At 71.3% G+C, this 19,951-nt stretch carries 22 protein-coding genes; 7 read left to right on the plus strand and 15 right to left on the minus strand.

Features of this window, described 5'->3' with window-relative positions:
* Nucleotides 1–6: 6 nt before the first annotated feature.
* The 4 genes from ABGB10_RS07795 to ABGB10_RS07810 all read right to left on the minus strand — a co-directional run bounded on the left by ABGB10_RS07795 (nucleotide 7) and on the right by ABGB10_RS07810 (nucleotide 3,774).
* On the minus strand, nucleotides 7–453 hold the full coding sequence (locus ABGB10_RS07795; protein WP_145782537.1) for a response regulator: 447 nt from the start codon (nucleotides 451–453) through the stop codon (nucleotides 7–9).
* A 68-nt stretch (nucleotides 454–521) separates the two neighbouring features.
* Nucleotides 522–866, minus strand: coding sequence for an STAS domain-containing protein (locus tag ABGB10_RS07800; RefSeq protein ID WP_347660170.1), 345 nt, complete (start codon nucleotides 864–866; stop codon nucleotides 522–524).
* Nucleotides 867–982: 116 nt separating this feature from the next.
* Complete coding sequence (locus ABGB10_RS07805) at nucleotides 983–2,020, minus strand: cobalamin-dependent protein (protein WP_347660171.1); 1,038 nt, start codon at nucleotides 2,018–2,020, stop codon at nucleotides 983–985.
* On the minus strand, nucleotides 2,017–3,774 hold the full coding sequence (locus ABGB10_RS07810; protein ID WP_347660172.1) for a PP2C family protein-serine/threonine phosphatase: 1,758 nt from the start codon (nucleotides 3,772–3,774) through the stop codon (nucleotides 2,017–2,019). Before ABGB10_RS07810 ends, ABGB10_RS07805 begins: the two co-directional genes overlap by 4 nt.
* A 172-nt stretch (nucleotides 3,775–3,946) precedes the next feature.
* Here ABGB10_RS07810 and ABGB10_RS07815 point away from each other — a divergent pair, with 172 nt between their 5' ends.
* A complete protein-coding gene (locus ABGB10_RS07815; RefSeq protein ID WP_347660173.1) occupies nucleotides 3,947–4,276 on the plus strand; it encodes an STAS domain-containing protein in 330 nt (109 codons plus the stop codon).
* Nucleotides 4,277–4,346: 70 nt separating this feature from the next.
* On the opposite strand, the gene ABGB10_RS07820 is transcribed toward ABGB10_RS07815, so the two are convergent.
* Nucleotides 4,347–4,661, minus strand: coding sequence for a hypothetical protein (locus tag ABGB10_RS07820; RefSeq protein WP_347660174.1), 315 nt, complete (start codon nucleotides 4,659–4,661; stop codon nucleotides 4,347–4,349).
* 200 nt (nucleotides 4,662–4,861) lie between these two features.
* Here ABGB10_RS07820 and ABGB10_RS07825 point away from each other — a divergent pair, with 200 nt between their 5' ends.
* From ABGB10_RS07825 to ABGB10_RS07835, 3 genes are all read left to right on the plus strand, one after another.
* Nucleotides 4,862–5,839, plus strand: a complete 978-nt coding sequence (locus tag ABGB10_RS07825) for a DUF2267 domain-containing protein (RefSeq protein WP_347660175.1) — start codon at nucleotides 4,862–4,864, stop codon at nucleotides 5,837–5,839.
* Between the two features lie 115 nt (nucleotides 5,840–5,954).
* Nucleotides 5,955–6,740 carry a fused MFS/spermidine synthase gene (locus ABGB10_RS07830; RefSeq protein ID WP_347660176.1) on the plus strand — a complete coding sequence of 262 codons (786 nt, stop codon included), beginning with the start codon at nucleotides 5,955–5,957 and terminating at the stop codon, nucleotides 6,738–6,740.
* Between the two features lie 58 nt (nucleotides 6,741–6,798).
* Complete coding sequence (locus ABGB10_RS07835) at nucleotides 6,799–7,872, plus strand: AI-2E family transporter (RefSeq protein ID WP_347660177.1); 1,074 nt, start codon at nucleotides 6,799–6,801, stop codon at nucleotides 7,870–7,872.
* Between the two features lie 21 nt (nucleotides 7,873–7,893).
* Here the strand turns inward: ABGB10_RS07835 and ABGB10_RS07840 are convergent, their stop codons facing one another.
* Both ABGB10_RS07840 and ABGB10_RS07845 read right to left on the minus strand, forming a co-directional pair.
* Complete coding sequence (locus tag ABGB10_RS07840) at nucleotides 7,894–9,195, minus strand: NAD(P)/FAD-dependent oxidoreductase (RefSeq protein WP_347660178.1); 1,302 nt, start codon at nucleotides 9,193–9,195, stop codon at nucleotides 7,894–7,896.
* Nucleotides 9,196–9,249: 54 nt separating this feature from the next.
* Complete coding sequence (locus tag ABGB10_RS07845; protein WP_347660179.1) at nucleotides 9,250–11,403, minus strand: glycogen debranching N-terminal domain-containing protein; 2,154 nt, start codon at nucleotides 11,401–11,403, stop codon at nucleotides 9,250–9,252.
* A gap of 327 nt (nucleotides 11,404–11,730) precedes the next feature.
* On the opposite strand from ABGB10_RS07845, the gene ABGB10_RS07850 reads away from it, so the two are divergent.
* Nucleotides 11,731–13,044: a M1 family metallopeptidase gene (locus tag ABGB10_RS07850; protein ID WP_347660180.1), complete on the plus strand. Its 1,314-nt coding sequence runs from the start codon at nucleotides 11,731–11,733 to the stop codon at nucleotides 13,042–13,044.
* Nucleotides 13,045–13,099: 55 nt separating this feature from the next.
* Here the strand turns inward: ABGB10_RS07850 and ABGB10_RS07855 are convergent, their stop codons facing one another.
* The 3 genes from ABGB10_RS07855 to ABGB10_RS07865 all read right to left on the minus strand — a co-directional run bounded on the left by ABGB10_RS07855 (nucleotide 13,100) and on the right by ABGB10_RS07865 (nucleotide 15,374).
* Nucleotides 13,100–13,627 (minus strand): GNAT family protein, encoded by a 528-nt coding sequence (locus ABGB10_RS07855; RefSeq protein WP_347660181.1) that lies wholly within the window; start codon nucleotides 13,625–13,627, stop codon nucleotides 13,100–13,102.
* A 161-nt stretch (nucleotides 13,628–13,788) separates the two neighbouring features.
* The gene (locus tag ABGB10_RS07860) at nucleotides 13,789–14,523 is read right to left on the minus strand and encodes a VOC family protein (protein ID WP_347660182.1); all 735 of its coding nucleotides are present in this window, start codon (nucleotides 14,521–14,523) and stop codon (nucleotides 13,789–13,791) included.
* 86 nt (nucleotides 14,524–14,609) lie between these two features.
* Nucleotides 14,610–15,374, minus strand: coding sequence for an antibiotic biosynthesis monooxygenase (locus ABGB10_RS07865; RefSeq protein WP_347660474.1), 765 nt, complete (start codon nucleotides 15,372–15,374; stop codon nucleotides 14,610–14,612).
* A gap of 71 nt (nucleotides 15,375–15,445) precedes the next feature.
* Between ABGB10_RS07865 and ABGB10_RS07870 the strand changes: the two genes are divergently transcribed.
* On the plus strand, nucleotides 15,446–15,790 hold the full coding sequence (locus ABGB10_RS07870; RefSeq protein ID WP_347660183.1) for a helix-turn-helix domain-containing protein: 345 nt from the start codon (nucleotides 15,446–15,448) through the stop codon (nucleotides 15,788–15,790).
* 64 nt (nucleotides 15,791–15,854) lie between these two features.
* Nucleotides 15,855–16,499, plus strand: coding sequence for a hypothetical protein (locus tag ABGB10_RS07875; RefSeq protein WP_347660184.1), 645 nt, complete (start codon nucleotides 15,855–15,857; stop codon nucleotides 16,497–16,499).
* Here the strand turns inward: ABGB10_RS07875 and ABGB10_RS07880 are convergent.
* The 5 genes from ABGB10_RS07880 to ABGB10_RS07900 form a co-directional block, all read right to left on the minus strand.
* A complete protein-coding gene (locus ABGB10_RS07880; protein WP_347660185.1) occupies nucleotides 16,478–16,924 on the minus strand; it encodes a hypothetical protein in 447 nt (148 codons plus the stop codon). The two genes, ABGB10_RS07875 and ABGB10_RS07880, sit on opposite strands and share 22 nt — an antisense overlap.
* Before the next feature lie 34 nt (nucleotides 16,925–16,958).
* Nucleotides 16,959–17,252 carry a DUF6510 family protein gene (locus ABGB10_RS07885; protein WP_347660186.1) on the minus strand — a complete coding sequence of 98 codons (294 nt, stop codon included), beginning with the start codon at nucleotides 17,250–17,252 and terminating at the stop codon, nucleotides 16,959–16,961.
* Between the two features lie 31 nt (nucleotides 17,253–17,283).
* Nucleotides 17,284–18,048, minus strand: coding sequence for a ferredoxin reductase (locus tag ABGB10_RS07890; RefSeq protein ID WP_347660475.1), 765 nt, complete (start codon nucleotides 18,046–18,048; stop codon nucleotides 17,284–17,286).
* Between the two features lie 7 nt (nucleotides 18,049–18,055).
* Nucleotides 18,056–18,655 carry a sulfite oxidase-like oxidoreductase gene (locus ABGB10_RS07895; RefSeq protein ID WP_347660187.1) on the minus strand — a complete coding sequence of 200 codons (600 nt, stop codon included), beginning with the start codon at nucleotides 18,653–18,655 and terminating at the stop codon, nucleotides 18,056–18,058.
* Between the two features lie 75 nt (nucleotides 18,656–18,730).
* Nucleotides 18,731–19,756: a TerC/Alx family metal homeostasis membrane protein gene (locus ABGB10_RS07900; RefSeq protein WP_347660188.1), complete on the minus strand. Its 1,026-nt coding sequence runs from the start codon at nucleotides 19,754–19,756 to the stop codon at nucleotides 18,731–18,733.
* Nucleotides 19,757–19,951: the final 195 nt, after the last annotated feature.

Here is a 19,951-nt window from a genome sequence, read left to right on the forward strand (position 1 = left end):
CGTGCGTCAGACGCGCTTGGGCAGCACGACCACTCGGCCGAAGAACTCGTCGATGCGGCGCACCACGTCGTTGAAGTCGTCCAGGTCGATCGGCTTGGTGACGTACGCGTTGGCCTGCAGCGTGTAACTGCCGACGATGTCGGTGTCGGCGTTGGAGGTGGTCAGCACGACGATCGGGATGGTCCGCAGATCCTCGTCCTGCTTCACCGCGCCGAGCACCTGCCGACCGTCCATCCGCGGCATGTTCAGGTCGAGCAGGATGACGTCCGGCCGGCGGGCCTGCTGGTGGCGGCCCTCGGCGCGGAGGAACTCCATCGCCTCCTCGCCGTCGCTGACCACGTCGATGACCTTGTCGACGTCGGAATCAGCCAACGCCTCCTCGATCATGAGCACGTCACCCGGGTCGTCGTCGACGACCAGGATGCGTACCGGCTGCGGGCTGTCTGCGCCCATCACTACCTGCCTCGGGTCGGCGGGGACGGGACCTGACGGTCACCGCGCTGGCGGGGAAATCTAGCCCATCACGGGGCGGTCTGCGACGCGGGGTCGAGCGACTCCGGTTCGTAGCGCAACAAGTCGGCGAGCCCGGTGACCCGCAACACCCGCTCGACCCGCCCATTGGCGCCGGTCAGCCGGAGCCACCCTCCTTCGGCTGCCGCCTGGTTGTCCCCCCGGACGAACACGGCCATGCCGGTGGAGTCGCAGAACGTGAGGTCGGTGAGGTCGAGCAGCACCCGGGTCTCGCCGGCGGCGGTCAGCTCCTCGATCGCGGCGGTCAACTGGGGGGCGGTGCTCAGATCCAGCTCGCCCGTGAGCCGCAAACAGGCGCCGCCGTCGCGCTCGACGTAGCTGACGCTGAACGTCACCGTTCTCCCCCTCGCTCCACCACCGGTGGGACGTTTGCAGTGCGGCAAGTATACGCAGAGCTGAGTCGTCGGCCGGAGGGCGCGGTGATCGACCGGAACGGCCGTCGGGGGCCTCGTCAGCGGTCGGCGACGGCGAGCGCGGCACGCCCCAGGGCCAGCATGCGCCCCGCTCGGGGGAAGTCACGCAACGCGACGTCGTAATGATCGAAAGGCAGCGCGACGGCGCCGGCGGGCACCCCACGGCTCACCAGGATCACCGACAGCCACTCGACGAACTCGGTGAACAACGTGGGGTCGTCGACGTAGACCGCCGCGGCCAGGAAGTCCACGATGTGACCCAGGTCGCTCACTGTCGAGTCGAGCTGGGTGGCGCTGTAGGCGCGTGCCGCCGGCACCCGCTCCAGCAGGTCGGCCAACGCGCCGTCGATCAGCTCACCCCGACGCCGCACCAGGCTCGCGTACTCGTCGTCGGCCAGGTGCGCCAACCGCGCCGGCGGCACCCCGCGCAGCGCCCGCTCGTCGGCGACGAGGTCGGCCGCCCCGGGGGCGTCCGGCGCCCAGGCCACGCCGAGCCGACGGGCCCAGCGGCCGTCCGCGCCGAACCCACGACCGCCGACCACCACCGGTACGTCCGAACGGCGGCACGCCTCGATCATCCGGTGGGCGTACGGCAGTCGCATCGGCAGCGCACACGCCAACGCGACCGCGTGCGCGTCGTAGCGGTGCAGGTACGACACGAGGTGCGCCGCGGGCACGCTGGCACCCAGGAAGGTCACCTGCCAGCCGCGCAACCGCAGCACCTCGGCCACCAGCCGGGGCGGCAGCGCGTGCCACTCGCCGTCCATGCAGGCCACGACGACCCGCCCGCCGGTCGGGCGCGGATTGGCGTGCGCGGCAACCGCCGCCACCACCTGCTCGCTGATGTGGGTCGCCGCGTGCTCCTGGGCGACGCTCCACTCGTTGCGCGCCCACCGTTCGCCCACCTCGACCTGGGCGGGCGCGACCAGGTCCAGCAGCACCCGCTCGGCCGGTACGCCCGCGTCGAGCAGGCCGATCGCCAGGTCGGTCGCGGCGTACTCGTCGGCGTCGCCGAGGCAGTCCAGATAGCCGGCGAAGGCCCCGGCCGGGTCGGCGGCCGTCGTGGCAGCGGTCACGCGTCGATCTCCCCCTGCTGGGCGGTGTCAGCCGGCTCGGGCACCGAGTGCAGGTGCCGCGACCCGCGCCCGCCCGGGCCGGTCGCCCGCAGCGCCAGCACCGCGATGTCGTCGTGGTCGCCCTGCGCCAACCAGTCGCAGGTGACCTGCTCCACCCGCTCGGCCAGCGCCGGCGCGGGCATCCGCTGACAGCCGGTCATGGCGGCGACCAGCCGTTCCGTGCCGAACTGCTCGTCGCCACGGCGGCCACCACGGGCCTCGGTCACCCCGTCGCTGTAGAGCAGACAGGTCTCCCCCGGCGCCAGCCGCACCGTCACCTCGCCGACCCGGGGGTCGGGCACCACACCGATCAGCATGCCGCGCAGCGGCACCGACTCCACCTCGCCGGAGCCCCGCAGCACCAGCGGCGACAGGTGCCCACCGCCGGCCATGGTGAGGGTCAGGCCACCATCGCGCTGCGGGCGGGCCACGCCGAGCACGATCGTGGCGAAGCGGCCCTGGCCGTGCGCCTGGGTGGTTTCCAGCAGCGCGTCGTTGAGCAGCCGCAGCAACCGCCCGGGTTGCGACTCCAGCCGGTGCAACGCCTGCAGGCACTGACGCAACTGGCCGGTGAAGACGGCCGCCTCGACGCCCTTGCCCGACACGTCGCCGAGGAAGAACACCGAGCCTCCGTCGGCGAGCCGGTGCGAGCCGTAGAAGTCGCCGCCGATGCGCAGCCCCGCCTGCGCGGGCCGGTACGCGGTGCCCCACTGCACGCCCGCGGCCTCGGCCGGCTCGACCGGCAGCAGGCTGGCCTGGAGCGTGTCCGCGACCTCCGCCTGGTCGCGGTAGAGCAGTGCGGTGGTCAACGCCGCGCCGGCACGGGCCGCGAACGCGCGGGTCAGGTCGACGTCGGCCTCGTCGTACCAGCGGGTGGCGCGGCGGGCCACCAGCAGCACACCGACCGGCGCTTCCCGGCCGGGCAGCGGGACAACCCGGGCGGCGCTCTCGGTGCCGGCGAGCGCGGGCAGCCAACCGGCATCCACCGCCTGCTCGACCAACCAGTCCACCGCGTGCGGCTCGACCCCGGTCAGTCCTTCGGCGATGGCGGTCGGCAGGTCGCCTCCGGCCAGCACCCCGCTGTCCACCGTCGGGGCGTCGTCGTCGGTGCGCGAGGCCCGCCACCAGCGGGCCCGGCCGGCACGTGGGGCGAGCACCAGCACGGCCACCTCGGCCAGGGTCGGCACGGCGAGGCGGACGACCGCGGCGGCGGCCCGGTCGGGGTGCAGCGGATTGCCCAGCTTGTCACCGACCACGGCCAGGAACGCCGAGCGCGCCCGCTCGGCGAGCACCGCGTCGGCGCGGCTGACGCGGTCGGTGACGTCCTCGACGTACCAGCAGCAGCGGGCTCCGGAGAGGGGCACCTGGCGGGCGGTGAGCCGGCGCCCGCGATGGGTGAAGTCGCCGTCGGTCATCCCGGGTATCTCGGCCGTGTCGAGCAGGGCCCCCGGCGTCACCTCGGGTAGCAGGCGTTGCGCCACCGGACTGACGTGCCGCACGACGCCGTCGGCGTCGCAGACGATCAGGCCCTCCCGGAAGTGCTCGACGACCTCGAACCAGTCGGCGGCGGCGAGATCCCGGTCCGGGGCGAGCGGCGGCAGCGCGGCGGAGGACCGGGGCGGCACGTCGGCGGACCACGCCGGGGACCGTGTCGTACTCGGCGTGGGAAGCCGTCCGTCGCCCGGGTCTACATCCCTGACGTCGGAAGCAGTCACCAGCTGAGCCTCACTCCTTGTCGTCCACCCGTAGCCACGCCGGAAACCGGCGTCCATGGTCAAAACTCTCCAGCCACCCTACGCCGGTCGGCGGACAGTGGCACCTCGGCGGATCCGGGGTACACCGCCGCGCCCGCTTTGCGTTTCACCGCTCGACTGGGATCATGGTGGGATGTCCGACCAGCTGTTGACCATCGAGGCGACCCGGCTCGACGCCGGGCACGTCCGACTCCGGCTGACCGGCGACCTCGACTACGACACCGCGCCCGAGTTGACCGCCGCGGCAGCCGCGCTGCGCGACGACGACGAGGTGTGGGTCGACCTGACCGGGGTCAGCATCTGCGACTCTTCCGGGCTCAGCGCGCTGCTGGTGGTGCAGCGGAGCGCCGGGGCGATCCGGCTGACCGGTGTCAGCGCGCAGTTGCAACGGATGCTCGACCGCACGGGCCTGGCCGAGTTGCTGGCCGTCCAGCACGACGACGAACTCCGCGCCACCGGCTGATCGTCGGCCACCCCGGCGAGCCGGGGTGGCCCCCGACCCTGGGACCTGGGGTCGGGGGCCGGAGGAATGTCTACGGGGCCGTCATCGGCTGGAGCCGGGGCCCGTTCTCACGCAGCTCGCCGGTCGGGGGCGGTTCGACGTCCTCGGGCTCTCCCGAATCGGGCGTCTGATACAGATAGCGGACGAACTGCCCACCCACCTCGTTGTCGTCCGCGCCGGGCCACTGGCCGATGCAGTCCATACCGACCACCTCGCGCCCGGTCCCGTCGGCCTCCTCCAGCAGCGCCCACAGGCTCACCGGGTAACACCTGGTGAGTTCGGGAGTGAGCTGCCAGCGTGCGTACCAGCCGGGTCGGGCGGGGACGATCTCGACGATCTGCTTCATGACGACCTTCCTTCCGCGTACCTCGGAAGAACTCCGGTCCTGAGCCGATCGTGCGGGCCGTGCGGGTGAGCACCCCTCACCCCCGCCGGATGAAGCGCCGACGAAGGCCGGGCCGACCCGGCCGGCAGTCGCCGTTTCCTTCTCGGCGACGGCGGGAAGGCGAGTGGCGCAGTCACGATCCCCAGCGGAAGGGGCGCCACATGCGCAAGCAGATGGAAGGCGACAACCAGCGACGTCGGGCGCTGGCCCGGCAGGCCCGCGAACAGAGTCGCCAGCCCAGCGAGATCGGCGCCAGCCTGAGCGCGTCCAAGCAACTCAGGAGCCTCGAGGCGGGCAAGCGAGCCGGCCCACCGGCGGCCGGACCCCACAAACCGGACACTACGCGTGGCGGCCCGGCGCCGCCGCAGCTCGGCAGCGCCGACAATCCCCGGCCGCAGCCGTCCCCGCCCAGCGGCGCGGCCGGCGTGCGCACCATGGGGTACCACGACCTGGTCGACGAGGTCCGTCGTCGTGCCGGGGTCGACTTCAGGACCGCCAAGGTGGGCACCGAGGCGACCGTGCTGGTCCTCGCCTTCGCCCTGGAGACCGCCGAGCGGCAGCGGCTGCTCGCGGCGGTACCGGCGTCGCTGCACGACGTGCTGCCGGTCGACGGCATCGAGCGGCACCAGGACCTACCCGGCTTCCTGGCGGAGGTGGGCCGGATCAGCGGCAACACCCCGGAGCAGGCCCGATACCAGGCCGAGGCGACGATGGCCGCGCTCGCCGAGCAGGACGGCGACCTGGTCGAGTCGTTGCACGTACCCGACGGGCTGCGCGACCTGCTCAACCCGCCGGAGGCCGGCGGCGGCCTGGTCGGCGCATCCACCACCACGCCCACCCTGGACGCCGACGAGATCAGCGCGGCGCTGGACGACCTGCCCTACTGGTCCGGCGACAGCGAGGCCTTCTACCGGGTGGTCGCGCTGCCGCCGGACAACCTGGACCGGGTGCTCGCCCGCCTCGACCGGCTGCGCCAGGACACCGGCCGCGGCCCGAGCATCGGACGTCCCGGCGACACCGCCGCGGTCCTGACCGTCCGCACCAACCAGGCCAACGGGGTGACCGCGCTCGACGTGGACCTCGCCCACCAGATCGACGACGCGATCGACGAGGTGGGGGCCGGGATGGCCGGCGGCTGACCGACGACCGTGACCCGGGCGGGCCGGCGGGCGGGGGGACACCCCGCTCCGCCGGCCCGTCGGCCGTGCCGGGCCACCGCCGGGCTGGACCCTGGGCTCGGCTAGCGTGCCGGTCATGAACCGCGCCGCCGACCGCTTGGAGCTGGTCGTCGACCCGGTCCGCCGGACCGGGCGGACGCTGCTGTCCGCCGGCGTCGAGCAGTCGTACGTGGACGTCGAGGATCCCCGGCACCTGCACTTCGAGTACGTCCGGCGGATCGCCTCGGCGGTGCGGGTGGCCGCCCCGACCGGCACCCCGTTGCACGTCCTGCACCTGGGCGGCGGCGCGTTGACGCTGCCCCGTTGGCTGGCCGCCACCCGACCCGGCTCCCCGCAGCGGGTCGTCGAGCGGGACCCGGCGGTGGTCGAGCTGGTCGCGCGGGAGTTGCCGCCGCTGCCGCCCGAGGTGACCGTGGAGGTCGCCGACGCCCGGGACGCGCTCACCGCCACCCCGGCCGGTCGGTACGACCTGGTGATCGCCGACATCTACCGGGCCGCCCAGATGCCCCGGCACGTCCGCACCGTCGAGTTCGCCGCCGAGGTGGCCCGTACCCTCCGCCCGGACGGCACGTACCTGGTCAACGTCACGGACCTGCCGCCGCTGGTCGGCACCCGGGCGCAGGTGGCGACGTTGCGGGCGGTCTTCGCCGACGTGTGCGTCGTCGGCGACCGGCGGATGTTGCGCGGCCGGCGGTACGGCAACCTGGTGCTCGCCGCGACGTCACGCCCCGACGGTCTGCCGGTCGGCCGGCTGGCGGTGGCCGCCCTGCGCGACCCCGTCCCCGGGGGTCTGCTGCACGCCGCCGCACTCGACACGTTCGTGGCCGGCGCCCGCCCGGTCACCGACGCCGGGCAGCCCTAGTCGCCGTTGTGCCCGCAATGCCGGGTTTCCGACGGCGAGTGCGGGGAAGGCGCGGCGGATGAGCAACGCCGACGATCGGGCGACCGCCCGCCGGACGCTGATCGTGATCGGTCTGGTGCTGGCGAGCGCGTTCGCGCTGGCCTTCGTGTACGCCACCCGCCGGGTGCTGACCTGGGCCGTGGTGGCCGCGTTCTTCGCCGTCGCACTCAAGCCCCTCGTCGACCGGCTGCAACGCCGCCGCGTCCGGCGTCGGTCCCTGGCCACGCTGCTCGTGTTCCTCGCCGCGTTCGTGCTGCTGGCGATCCTGGCGGCGCTCATCCTGGTGCCGTTGTTCGACGAGGTGGGCCGCTTCGCCGACCGGGCACCGGGACTGTTGCAGGAAGCCCGCGCCGGTCAGGGCCCGTTGGGGCGCCTGCTGGAGCGCACCGGGGCGCGACGTTACGTGAGCGAACACTCCGGCCAACTGCGCGACCTCGGCACCCAACTGCGTCAGCCTGCGGTGGGCGTGCTGCGCGGCGTCGTCGAGACGGTCGCCGGGCTGGTCACGGTCATCGTGCTGGCGTACCTCATGGTGTTGGAGGCCCCACGGATCACGCGGGGCGTCCTCGCGGCGGCCGGGGACGGTCAGGAGGACCGACTGCGCCGGGTCGGCCGGGAGGTGTCGCGGACCGTCACCGGCTACCTCACCGGCAACCTGCTGATCAGCGTGATCTGCGGGGTGTCGACCTACGTGGTGCTGGCCCTCACCGGGGTGCCGTTCGCGGCCGTGATCGCCCTGCTGGTGGCGGTGGCCGACCTGATACCGCTGGTCGGCGCGACGCTCGGCGCGGTGATCGCGGCCGGGGCCGGGTTCCTGCACTCCCCCACCGCGGGGGTGGTGGTGCTGGTCTTCTTCGTGGTCTACCAGCAGGTGGAGAACCACCTGCTCCAACCGCTCATCCTGTCCCGGGCGGTCCGGCTCAACCCGCTGACCGTGCTGGTCAGCGTGCTGCTCGCGGCGGAGCTGGCCGGTCTGCTCGGCGCGCTGCTGGCCATCCCCGCCGCCGGCATCATCCAGACCCTGCTGCGCGAGTACGGCCCGCTCCGGCCCGGATCCGCACGCCGGCCGGCCGGTCCCGCCCCGCAGGGCTGACCGGCGCGGTGCCCGCCCCGCTCAGCGGGCCCGGGTCGCGACCTCCGGCGAGGTGCTCTCCAACGGCACCGCGTTGCCCGGCACCAACCCCAGCTGCACCGCCGAGCGGGTCAGCGCGGCGTCCAGGGCCCAGTCGGCGCTGACCCGCGTGCGGTTTCCCGGCATCGCCATCAGGTGGTACGCCCGGGTGACCGCCTTCGCCGGCAGCCCGGCCAGGTTGACGTGCAACGGGTTCGCCGCCGCGTCCTTGCCGCCCAGGTCGACGACCCAGCCCAGGTCGTGGTGCTTGTACGGCTTGCGCCGGCCGAAGCCGTACGACGCGGCGATGTTGTGCGCCGCGCGCTTGCCCTGCCGCTGCGCGTGCTGAGCCGTCATCCCGCAGACCTTCCCCGGGTTGAGCAGGTCAGGCACCGCGGCAGCGTCACCGATGGCGTACACCTCCGGGTAGCCGGGGACGTTGAGGAACTCGTCGGTGACCAGCCGGCCCCGGTCGGTACGCAAGCCCAGCTCGTTGACGAACGGGTCGGGCCGCACCCCCACACACCACACCAGGGTGCAGGTCGGCACGTACTCGCCGTCGGTGAGCTTCACCCCGTCACAGGTGGCCTCGGCGACCGACGTGCCCATCCGGACGTCCACACCCCGCCGTTCGAGCACGCGGTGCGAGGTGTCCGACATCCGCTTGTCCAGCTCCGGCAGCACCCGGGGCGCGACGTCGAGCAGCATCCAGCGGGGGCGGACGGTGAGCCGGGGCCGCTGAGCGTGCAACGCGTCGGTGAACAACTGCCCGTGCGCGGCGACCTCGGTGCCGGTGTAGCCCGCGCCGACCACCACGAACGTGGCCCGCGCCTGCTGCTCGGCCGGGTCCTCGGCCTGCTCGGCCAGCTCGATCTGCCGGACGATGTGGTCGTGCAGGTAGACGGCCTCCGGCAGGCCACGGAAGCCGTGCGCGTACTCGGTCACCCCGGGGATGGGCAGCAACTTGTTGACACTGCCCACGGCGAGCACCAACCGGTCGTACGCCAGCCGGTTTTTGTCCCCCTCCGCCTGGGTGAAGCCGACCCAGCGGTTCTGCAGGTCGACGTGGTCCGCCTCGCCGATCACCACGCGGACGTTCTTGAGCGTCCCGGTCAACGGCACCGCGATCCGTCTGGGCTCGACCACCCCGGCGGCCACCTCGGGCAGCAACGGCAGGTAGAGGAAGTAGTCGGTGGAGTTCAGCACCACGATTTCGGCCCGGTCCCGGGCGATCCGGCTCAACGTCTTCGCCGCGTGGTAACCGGCGAACCCGGCCCCCACGATCACCACACGAGGTTTCGTCATTGCGGGCCGTTTCCCGTCGCAGCCCCGGACAAACGTCCGAGGCGCCAGCCGCTCTCAGCTGGGCTGGAGCCGAACGTGGCCGCTGTGACCGATCGCCTCCAACTCCCACTCCTGGCCGAACGCCCGCACCCGCTCGCCGGCGATCCGGCCTAGTTTCTCCGGGACGTCCGGATCGAGGACCAACCGGCCGTCGACCGGATTGACGCCGAGCATGGCGCGGATCAGGGCCAGCGGCGTGCCGGCCGCCCACGCCTGCGGGCTGCACGCGGTCGGGAACGGCACGGCGAAGAGCAGTCGTTTCCTGTCGAAACCGCTGAGCGCCTCCGGCAGCCGGTAACCGAACTGGTCGGCCGCCTCGATCATCGCCAGACTGATCCGGTTCGACTCGGTTCGGTAGCCGTAGCGGGCCAGGCCGAGCGCGGCGATCGAGTTGTCGTGCGGCCAGACCGTGCCCAGGTGGTAGCCGAGGGCGTTGTAGAGCTTCTCCTCCCGCGACAGCGTGCGGATGCCCCAACCGGAGAACATGTCCGGTGACATGAGTTGCCGCACCACTGCCCCGGCCCGCTCCGGCGCGACGATTCCGCTCCACAGCAGGTGACCCATGTTCGAGGTCTTGGAGTCGACGCGGTTCTTGTCGCCGTCCAGGGCGACCGCGTAGTAGCCGCCCCGTTCCTCGATCCAGAAGTCGTGGTTGAACCGCTCGTACAGGGTGTTCGCCTCGTCGCGTAGCCGGCGCGCCAAGGTGGCGTTGTCCAACGGCCCGTCGAACAGCTCGGCCAGCCGCAGCTTGGCGTCGTAGGTGTAGCCCTGTAGATCGGACGTGGCCAGCGGGAGCACGGGGATCCGGCCGTCGGCGAAGCAGACACCGTCCGGGGAGTCCCGCCAGCACTGGTTGCCCAGCCCCTCGGGCGAGCGGGTGCCGTACTCGACATAGCCGTCGCCGTCCCGGTCGCCGAACTCGTCGATCCACCGCAACGCGGCCACCGCGTTGTCCCGCAGGTGCCGGACGGTCTCGTCGTCGCCGGTCCAGCGCCAGTACTCGGAGAGCAGGACCAGCCAGAGCTGGGTGGCGTCGGCGGTGCCGTAGTACGGCCCGAACGGTTTCTCACCACTGCGGGTCAACTCGCCGCTGCGCACCTCGTGCAGGATCTTGCCGGGTTCCTCGTCGGTGAAGTCGTCGCACGTCTCACCCTGGAGGCGGGCCAGGGCGAGCAACGTGCCCTTCGCCAGCGCGGGCCCGGCGACCAGCGTCTGATACGCGGTGATCAGGGTGTCCCGGCCGAAGACGGTGAGGAACCACGGCAACCCGGCACCGGGCAGCAGAATGCGCTGGCCCTTGACCTCCAGGTCGAGCCGCAGTGCCGCCAGGTCGTTGCGGGACTGCCGCACGGTGCGCTCCAACGCCTCGCTGTCACTGCGCAGCACCGCCCGGTCCTCGATCCACCGACGCAGCGGGTCGTCAGCCCGGCCGTGGATGACGTCGGCGATGTCGCCCCGGACCGGCTCCACCACCCCCAGCCCGGGCGGCAGCGGCACGTGCAGGTCGATCTGCCACTCCTCGCCCTGGGCCAGGCTCAGGTCCCAGACCAGGGCGTCGCCCTCGATACGGTCGGCGGGCTTCGCGCAGCACACCCGGGTCTGGGCGGAGAAGTCGCCGCGCTGGTAGGAGAAGCGCAGTTCGGACCCGTCGGCGGCGTGGTCGCGGCTGATCTCGGCGGAACGGTCCCGGACCGTCGACTTGACCTCGAACAGGTCGGCGAAGTCGGCGGCCACGGCCAGCCGTAGCTCCACCCGGACCGGCTCCCGCCGGAAGGAGATCAGTTCCACGCGCTCGTGAAACCCGTCGCCGACGTAGCGCAGTCGCCGCACGCCCAGCGTGTTCGGCGGTAACCCGGGCAACTCCGGGTTGGTGAGCACATACTGCGCCGAATAGTGGTCGATCGTCTCGGCGCGCAGCAGCAACAGCTCACCGCCGTTGACGGTCAGGCTCCAGCCGCTGATCAGACGGGTGTCCAGGTGGACGAGCCCACCGATACTGCCCGTCGGCACATCCCCGCACGCGTTGGAGTACAGGAACGTGGGCCCGCTGAGCACCGCCAGGGAGTCGGGGCCCAGCTCGGGCGGGATGGCCCGCTGGTCGGCGCTGTCCGTATCCGCGACGGACAGGCCGGGGATGGGATTGGCAGGGGTCGCGCGCACGACAGCCATGACACCCACCGTAGGAAGCAGGGTACGGAGCGTCATCACCCCGTCCGGGTGAAAGTGCCGGGGCTCCTGGGGAACGATTTAACAAGATCGCAACCCGAGTTTCGGCAACTCGCCGGCGTGGCCAGGGCGTTTGAAGTCGCGCAACACGTCCCCGACCTCCGGAGCTCACAGGTGCGTAACCGATCCACCGTCGCCGTGCTGGCATCCTTGACGCTGCTTGCCGGCTGCACAACAGACCCACCCACCGCGCCTACCTCGAGCGGCACCTTCTCGACCCCTTCCGGCGGGACGGCGCTCCCCGGCCCGTACGCGGCCTGGGCGGCAGGTGTGTCGAAGCCGGTCGTCGACCCGCTCTACCCTCAGCGCGGTACCGACGCGGTGGACGTGCTGCACTACGGACTGAATCTGAACTGGTCGCCCACCACGCGCACCCTCACCGGCACCGCCACCGTGCACCTGCGCCCGACCCGGGACGCGCAGTCGGTGAGCCTGGACTTCAAGCCGTACGCCATCGACGCCGTGACCGTCGACGGCACAAGCGCCAAGGGCGCTGTCACCAGCGAGAAGCTCGTGGTCGAGACGCCGGTCCAGGCGGACGTCCCGGTCACCCTCGTCGTCGGCTACCACGGCAAACCGTCCACCACCCCGATGCCATCCAAGCGGGGTGACTCCCACCCGCTCGGGCTGACCGTCGACGGCGAGGGCGGAATCTGGACGATGCAGGAGCCGTTCGGGGCCTTCACCTGGTACCCGGCGAACGACCACCCGTCCGACGAGGCGCTCTACGACATCGCGGTCACCGCGCCGAAGGGCTGGACGGGTGTGGCCAGCGGCACCCCGGTCGGGCAGAGCGGCAACACCTTCACCTACCGCAGCACCGTCCCGGTGGCGTCGTACGCCACGACCCTCGCCGTGGGCAGGTACCGGAAGCTGACCGCCACCGGCCCCCGCGGCGTCCCGGTCACCACCTGGTACCGCGCGAAGGACGCCCGGTACCTGCCGATGCTCAAGCGGTCGCCGCAGTTCCTGACCTGGCTGGAGAAGAAGTTCGGCCCGTACCCGTTCGACTCGGCCGGCCTCGTCGTGGTCGAGTCCGGCTCGGCCATGGAGACCCAACAGATGGTCACCCTGGGCGACGTCCAGCCACAACGCGGCGACAAGATGTTCGACCTCACCACTCTGCACGAGTACGCCCACCACTGGTTCGGGGACGCCGTCACGCTCACCGACTGGCGCGACATGTGGCTCAACGAGGGATGGGCCCTCTACGTGCAGAAGCTCTACGAGAAGGACAGGTACGGGCTCTCCGACGCCGAACTGGTGGCGTCGAGCCGGCAACGCGACGGGGAACTGCGCAAGGAGTACGGCCCGCCGAGCAAGCCGGACCCCGCCGAGTTCGGTGCGACGAACGTCTACACCTGCGGTGCGGCGATGCTCCGCCAACTGCACCAGGCGCTGGGCGACGAGCGGTTCTTCGACCTGGCGCGCGGCTGGGTGCAGGAGAACCTGCACACCCAGCAGACCAGGGCGTCGTTCACGTCGTACGTCAACAAGAAGACCGGCCACGACTTCACCGCGCTCATCGACGCGTGGCTGGACTCCCCCACCACGCCCCCGGAGACCGGCCCTCTCCCCGGGTGAAGCCGGACGCGCCTGAACCGCCGACCGCGACGAGCGGGCCGGGCGGATCCCGGGGTCAGGCGGGGGTCGGGGCGGTGATCGCCCACCGTTCGTGGTCGCGCCACGCGCCGTCGATGAACAGGTAGTCCGGGGAGAAACCCTCCAACCGGAAACCGAGCTTGCGAGCGACCCGGCGGGACGGCTCGTTACCCGGCTGGATGTTCGCCTCCAGCCGGTGCAACCCGACCGAGGTGAACGCGTGGTCGATCACCAGGGCGACGCCCGCCGAGGCGTGCCCGGTCCCGCTGTACGGCAGGAACGCCGCATACCCCAGGTACCCGCCGCGCAGTGCGCCCAGCACGATCCCGCTGATGTTCACGTACCCGGCGATCTCGCCGCTGGCCCGGTCACAGATCAGGTAGCCGGCGCTGTCGCGGCGACGGATCCGGCGCAGATAGAGGTCGTACTCCTCCGGGGTGCCCGGCGCGGCCAGCCACGGGTGGTGCAGGTCCCGGCTCCGGTGGGCAGCGGCGACGAACTCGTCGGAGTCGGTGGCCCGGGGTCGCCGGATCGCGGCGGCACCACCCGTACGCAGGTATCTCACGGCCGAGCACTCTGACCGACCGGTGCCGCCCTTGTCCAATCGGTTGCCGCGTGAGCGTCGCGGCGTGCCGCGATCGTGCTCGAACAAGGACGTGGTGGCTTCCGGCAGCGCACGAGACCACTACATCACTGATCGAGCGCGATCATGCGGAGTTGGCCGCGCTAGCGGGGCGTCAGCAGGCTGAACTCCTGACCATCGGGGTCGGCCAGGACCAGTCGCCCCGCCCCATCCTGGTCGGTGTCGACCCGGGTCGCGCCGAGGGAGAGCAGGCGGTCGACCTCCACCTGCGGGTCGACGTCGACACCTGGAACGAGGTCGAACCGCACCCGGTCCCGGCCTCCGTTCGGCATGTACGGCGGACCGCCCCAGGAGATCTTCGTGCCGCCGTTCGGTGACTGGATCGCGGTCTCCTCGTCCTGGTCCCAGACCAGCGGCCACCCCAGCGCCGCGCTCCAGAAGTACCCGACCTGCTGTGATCCGTCGCAGGCCAGCGCACCGATGAACCCGCAACCGGCGAGGAAGTTGTTGCCCGGCCCGATGACGTCGAACTCGTTGCCCTCGGGGTCGGCGAGCACCACATGATCGATCTCCGGGCCCTGCCCGATGTCGATGTGCCGCGCGCCGAGTTCCAGTGCCCTGGCCACCGTCCGCCGCTGGTCCTCCAGCGAACTGCTGGTCAGGTCGAAGTGCATCCGGTTCTGGACGACCTTCGGCTGCTGGTTCGGGGCGAAGCGGATGTGGAACTCGTCGTCGTTGATGGACAGGAGCAGGACGCCGCCGTATGGATCGTCGACGATCTCCCGCCGCAGGAGCCCGGACCAGAACTGCGCGAGCCGCAGAGGCTCGCTCGCGTCGAAGCTGATCGCGAACAGGTGTGCGGTCATCGCCGCGCTCATCTCCCATCCGACCGGACGCCGTGCCAGCCGTCGGAGCGGGAGCCTAGGGGGTGCGCCAGGTAGACCGCACCCGAGTTTCGGCGGGATCATCCGCGGTAGGGCGGGGCCACGCCCCAGCCCCAGCGTGGGACCGGTGCCTGCCGGACCGGGTCCGCGTCCGGTTGGGAGTTGCCCACCGCCAACCGGGTGCCCCACTCAAGGTAGCTCGTGAAGGCCGCGCGAAACTCCGGATCATCGGGTAGGCCGACCTCGTCGGCAGCGTCCATCATCAGGTTGACCCACCGCCGACGCTGCGCCTCGGTGATCGCCCTGCCCAGGTGCTGGCCGAGCATGTGGCGGTAACCGCCGTGCTCCATCGTGTAGGTGGCCGGTCCGCCGAAGACCTCGGCAAGCCATACCGCCACATGCCGGGCGTGGTCGGGGTGCATGTGGGCGAACATCGGCGCGAGCAGGTCGTCGGAGCGGACCAGGCGGTAGAAGGCATCGCAGAGTTTCCTGAACGCGTCGGTGCCGCCGGCCCACTCGTGCAGGCTCGGCGGCGCAGCGCCACCAGGGCCGGCAACCGACGTTGGAGCGTAGTGCCGCATCTCCTGGATGTCCTCGACGTACGGCTTGATCGCGGCGAAGAACTGCCCGAACACCGGGCCGCCCCGAAACCCCAACAGGTGCTCGTCCACCGATGTCCAGGTGATGCGCAACAGGTAGCAGGCGGGGTCGTCCAGGCAGCGGCTCAACTCGTAGTCCACACACTGCGGCGCGGCGCGTAACGCGCCAGCGGCCCGCTCGTACGCCGCCTCGAAACCGTCCAGCCGTTCCTGCGGCACGCGGTACCTGATGTACTCGATCACCATGGACACAGCTGAACACCCGCAGCGGCGATGATCAAGTACGCACCTTTTGGTACGTACTGAGGGAGGCCCCGATGCCTAAGCGATACCACTGCCCGGTGGAGCTCGCCGTCGACGTTGTCGGCGGAAAATGGCGACCGGTGATCCTGGCCCATCTGAAGGAGGGCGTACACCGCTACGGCGAACTGCGTCGCCGAATGCCAGGGATCAGCGAGAAGATGCTGACCCAGCGTCTGCGCGAGTTGGAGGCCGACGGGCTCGTCCTGCGGCACGACCACGAGACCACACCACCCCACGTCGAGTACCGGCTCACCGACGAAGGACTCAGCCTGGTCCCGGTGTTGCAGGCCCTGTACGACTGGGGCGCCGCGCGGGCCGCACGCACCGGCACCGCCATCGACGAACCCGCTGCTGCCTGACAGCCGTCCGACGGTGGCTGCTCGCGGGCACCGCGCAGTGAGTCGTCGATGCGAGAATCAGCCGGTGGAGAACGAGCTGACGAATGCCCTGGCGGGCGTCCGCGACGCGTTCGCCCGGTATCCGCGCCGTGCGGTGCTCGACGGCTGCCCGCACTGCGAGGGCGCGGTGCCGGTCGACGAGCACGACCTGTTCTTACTGACCATCAGCCTCGGCAACACGGTCGGAAGCCGTGCGGACGTGAAGGCCCTGCTCCCCGTACTCCTGGAGAGTCTGCTCGGGTCCGACGACCTCGACCCCGACATCGTCCTGGGCAAACTCCCCCATCAGGAGTGGCGCACCTGGCCGCGGGTCGAGCAGGAGGCCATCGACGCGTACCTCGACGTAGTGTGGCGGGCGTTGCTGGCGGATCATCCGTCGCGGCTCGGGTCGTTCACCGACCCGACGGACTTCCTCGACGCGGCCCACGCGGCCGGCGAGCGCGTCGAACGATTCCTCGACGTCTGGGACGCCACGCTCACCCCGCCGGCAGACCGTCACCTGGCCGAGCTGGTCAGCAGACTCAACTTCACCAGTCAGAAGCCGAGCGCCCTGGGCGACTGGTTACGCCGAGAGGCGACCCGCGACCGCCTGCACCGCGCGTGGGAACGTGACTACGACTCACAGTGGGCCGACGACCTCGCCCGGGCCTACGACCTCCTCCGTGTCTGAGCTGGCGTGCCGCCTCGACTGCGAGAGCCGGCGAACCATGGCGCCAGCCACGGGCTGAGCGCGACGAGACCGACGGCGAGGGCGGTGATGACGGCCTGCCCGATCCGGCCCGGGGTGACGCCGCCCGCCGGGTCCAGCACGTAGTTGGCGTACCCGTTCGCGGCCGCGTCCGTCACCAGCACCGCGCAGCCCAACACGAGCCCCTGCACCCGGCGGGCGGCCAACAGCACCGCCGCCAACGGATCCCACAGCGTCAGGGACGTGAAGTAGAACGTCAGCCACCCGGGCAGGGCGAGCTGCGGCCCGAACTGGGGCAGGAGCAACTGCACCACGTGCACCGCGGTGCCGTAGGCGAAGACCAGCACGGCGACCGCCACCACACACCGGACCGCGAGCGGCACACCATTCCACCGTCCGGCGCTCATCCGGCCATCTTGCCTCAGCCGGGCGAGCGTTCCGTCAGATCGGGCCGGCGAAAGGCTGCTGCATCGGCATGGGGACCTGGAGGAAGGTCGTGCCGCGCATGTCCAGCCAGGCCCGGTCGGGTCCACGGACCAGTCGCATCATCACCGCTTGGCAGGACGGGCAGCGCGCCACCAGGCCCGGGGCGTGCGAGTAGACGTGCAGGCTGGCCATCGAACCGGTCATCCCGCAGTTCTCGCAGCGGCCCATCGCGCTGCTCAGGTCGACGGTCAGCAGCTCGCGCATCGGGCCGTCGAGCATGTTGCCGTCCACGTACGACATCTCGGTCATCGGATCTCCTCGACGTTGCGGGGGCGAGTGGTCAGCCGGTGGGGCCGAAGCGTTCGGTCTTGACCCGCCGCGACGGGTGCCCGAGCCCCACCAGCAGGTCGGCCACGGTCTCCACGAACGCGGTGGGGCCGCACACGTAGGTGAGCGGTTGCAGGTCCGGTGGCCAACCGTGCGTGTTGACGTCGGCCAGCCCGATGCGGTGCGGCTCGCCGCGCCAACCCTCGGGCGCCTCACGGGTGTAGACGTACGCGATGTCCAGGCCGAAGTCGTCGCGGACCCGGCGGCGCAACTCGTCGGCGTAGATCACGTCGCCGGGCGTGCGCACCGAGTAGATCAGCCGGAACGGCGCTTTGTTGCCGGCGGCGCGGCGGGCCCGGATCATCGCCATCAGCGGCACGATGCCGGAGCCACCGGCGACGAGCTGCACCGGCGCGGTCTCCTCCGGCCGCCAGATGAACCAACCACCCAGCGGTCCGCGGACCTCCACCGGGTCGCCGGCACCAAAGACATCGATGAGGTACGGGGACACTTCGCCGTCGTGCACGCGCTGGACGGTCACCTCGACGCGCGGGCCACCTGGGCCGTCCACGACCGGCCCGGCGATGGAGTACGACCGTGCCGCCTGGTAGCCGTCCGGGGCGGTCAGTCGCAGGTCGACGTGCTGCCCGGGCAGGTGACCCGGCCAGTCCGGCACCTCCAGCACCAGGGTCTGCGCGCTCGGTGTCTCCACCCGGCGCTCCACCAGCCGACCGACCTGCCAGTGGTTGGCCGTCCGGGGCGGCCTGCTCGTCGCCACGGCGCGCTCAGTCACCCTGGTACCGCTGTTCGCGCCACGGGTCACCGTAGTCGTGATATCCGGCGGTCTCCCAGAACCCGGGCTCGTCCATCGTCTTGAGCCGGATGCCGCGCACCCACTTGGCGGACTTCCAGAAGTAGAGGTGCGGCACGAGCAGCCGCGCCGGGCCGCCGTGCTCGGCGGCCAGCGGGGCACCGTCGAAGGTGTGCGCCACCCAGGCCCGGCCGCCGCGCAGGTCGTCAAGCGGCAGGTTGGTGGTGTACCCGCCGTAGGAGTGGGCGAGCGCGAAGTGCGCTCCCGTGTCCACGTCGGCGAGCAGCGTGTCCAGTGAGACGCCCTGCCAGGTGGTGCCGAGCTTGGACCAGCGGGTGACGCAGTGGATGTCCACGTGCGGCGTCTCCTGTGGCAGGGCCATCAGCTCCTGCCACGACCACCGGTGTTCGCTGCCGTTCTCGGCGGAAATGACGAACTCCCAGGTGTCCAGCGACACCCGGGGCGTCGGGCCGGCCGAGAGCACCGGAAAGTCCTCGGTCAGATACTGACCGGGTGGCAGGGCCGGCTCCTGCGTTCGGGGCCGACCCTGGAAGCCCGGTGACACGATTCCCATTGCACAGTCGTACCACCCGCGCCGGTGGGTGTGGGAGCTTTCCCGCGTACCCCCTCCTCGTCCGGCGCGGCGCGGTCAGTGCCGTTCCGCGACGACCTTGCGGTCCTCGGGCAGTTCGCCGCCTCGGGTGGCGCGCAGACTGGTCACGGTGACCACCACCAGCACACCGATGATCACGCCGAGCGAGGCCAGGGTGGGGATCTGCGGCACGCTGTCCCAGATGCCGTGCGCCCAGTGCAGGCCCAGCTTGAGGCCGATGAACGCCAGGATGATGGCCAGGCCGTAGCTGAGGTGCACCAGCCGGCTCAGCGCCGCGTGCAGCACGAAGTAGAGCGCGCGCAGGCCGAGCAGGGCGAACGCGTTGGTGGCGAAGACCAGGTACGGGTCCTCGGTGATGCCGTAGACCGCCGGCACCGAGTCGACGGCGAAGACGACGTCGGTGGCCAGCACCGCCACCACCACCAGGGCGAACGGGGTCAGCGCCCGCTTCGCGCCCTGCCGGATGGTCATCTTGGTGCCGTGGTAGTCGTCGACCACCGGCATGACCTTGCGCAGCAGCTTCACCGAGCGCATCTTGTTGATGTCGACTTCCTGCTGATGCCCGGACATGGCGTCGCGCAGCAGCTTCACCGCCGTGGCGATCAGGATGATCGCGAAGAGCAGGAAGGCGAAGTCGAGGGTCTGCAACGCGGCCGCCCCGAGGGCGATGAAGACGGCCCGCAGCACCAACGCGCCGGCGATGCCGTAGAGCAGCACCCGCTGGGCGAGCACCGCCGGCACCGCGAACGCGGCCAGCAGCAGCATGAAGACGAAGAGGTTGTCGACCGAGAGCGACTTCTCCACCAGGTAACCGGTGAGGTATTCCACGCCCTGCTGGGAACCGTAGCGGGCCCAGAGCCAGCCACCGAAAGCCAGCGGCAGGGCGATGTAGAACGCCGACCAGCCGATGGCCTCCCGCATGGACACCTCGTGCGGGCGACGGGTGACCAGGAAGTCCAGCACCAGCAGCAGGATCACGCCGATGATGGTGACCGCCCACAGCGTGGGCGTGCCGACCGACGACAGGTCACTGGCGGCGGACAGGTACGACACTTCGCTCATTGGGGTCTCCTCGAACACCGTCATGTTCGAGGTCTCCTTCACCCATCACCGTGACGGGCAACCACCCGAGGCGCGCCGGGCGCGCCGTACTGACCGGAATGGTTCGTGGGAAGTACTCCCCTCGCACGACAAGGTTAGGCCAGGCCGAATCGCGGTGCCAAGCGGGACATCGATGGTTGCCCTGGTAAACCGCTG

The sequence above is a fragment of the Micromonospora sp. B9E7 genome (assembly GCF_039871815.1).
Lineage (GTDB): Bacteria > Actinomycetota > Actinomycetes > Mycobacteriales > Micromonosporaceae > Micromonospora.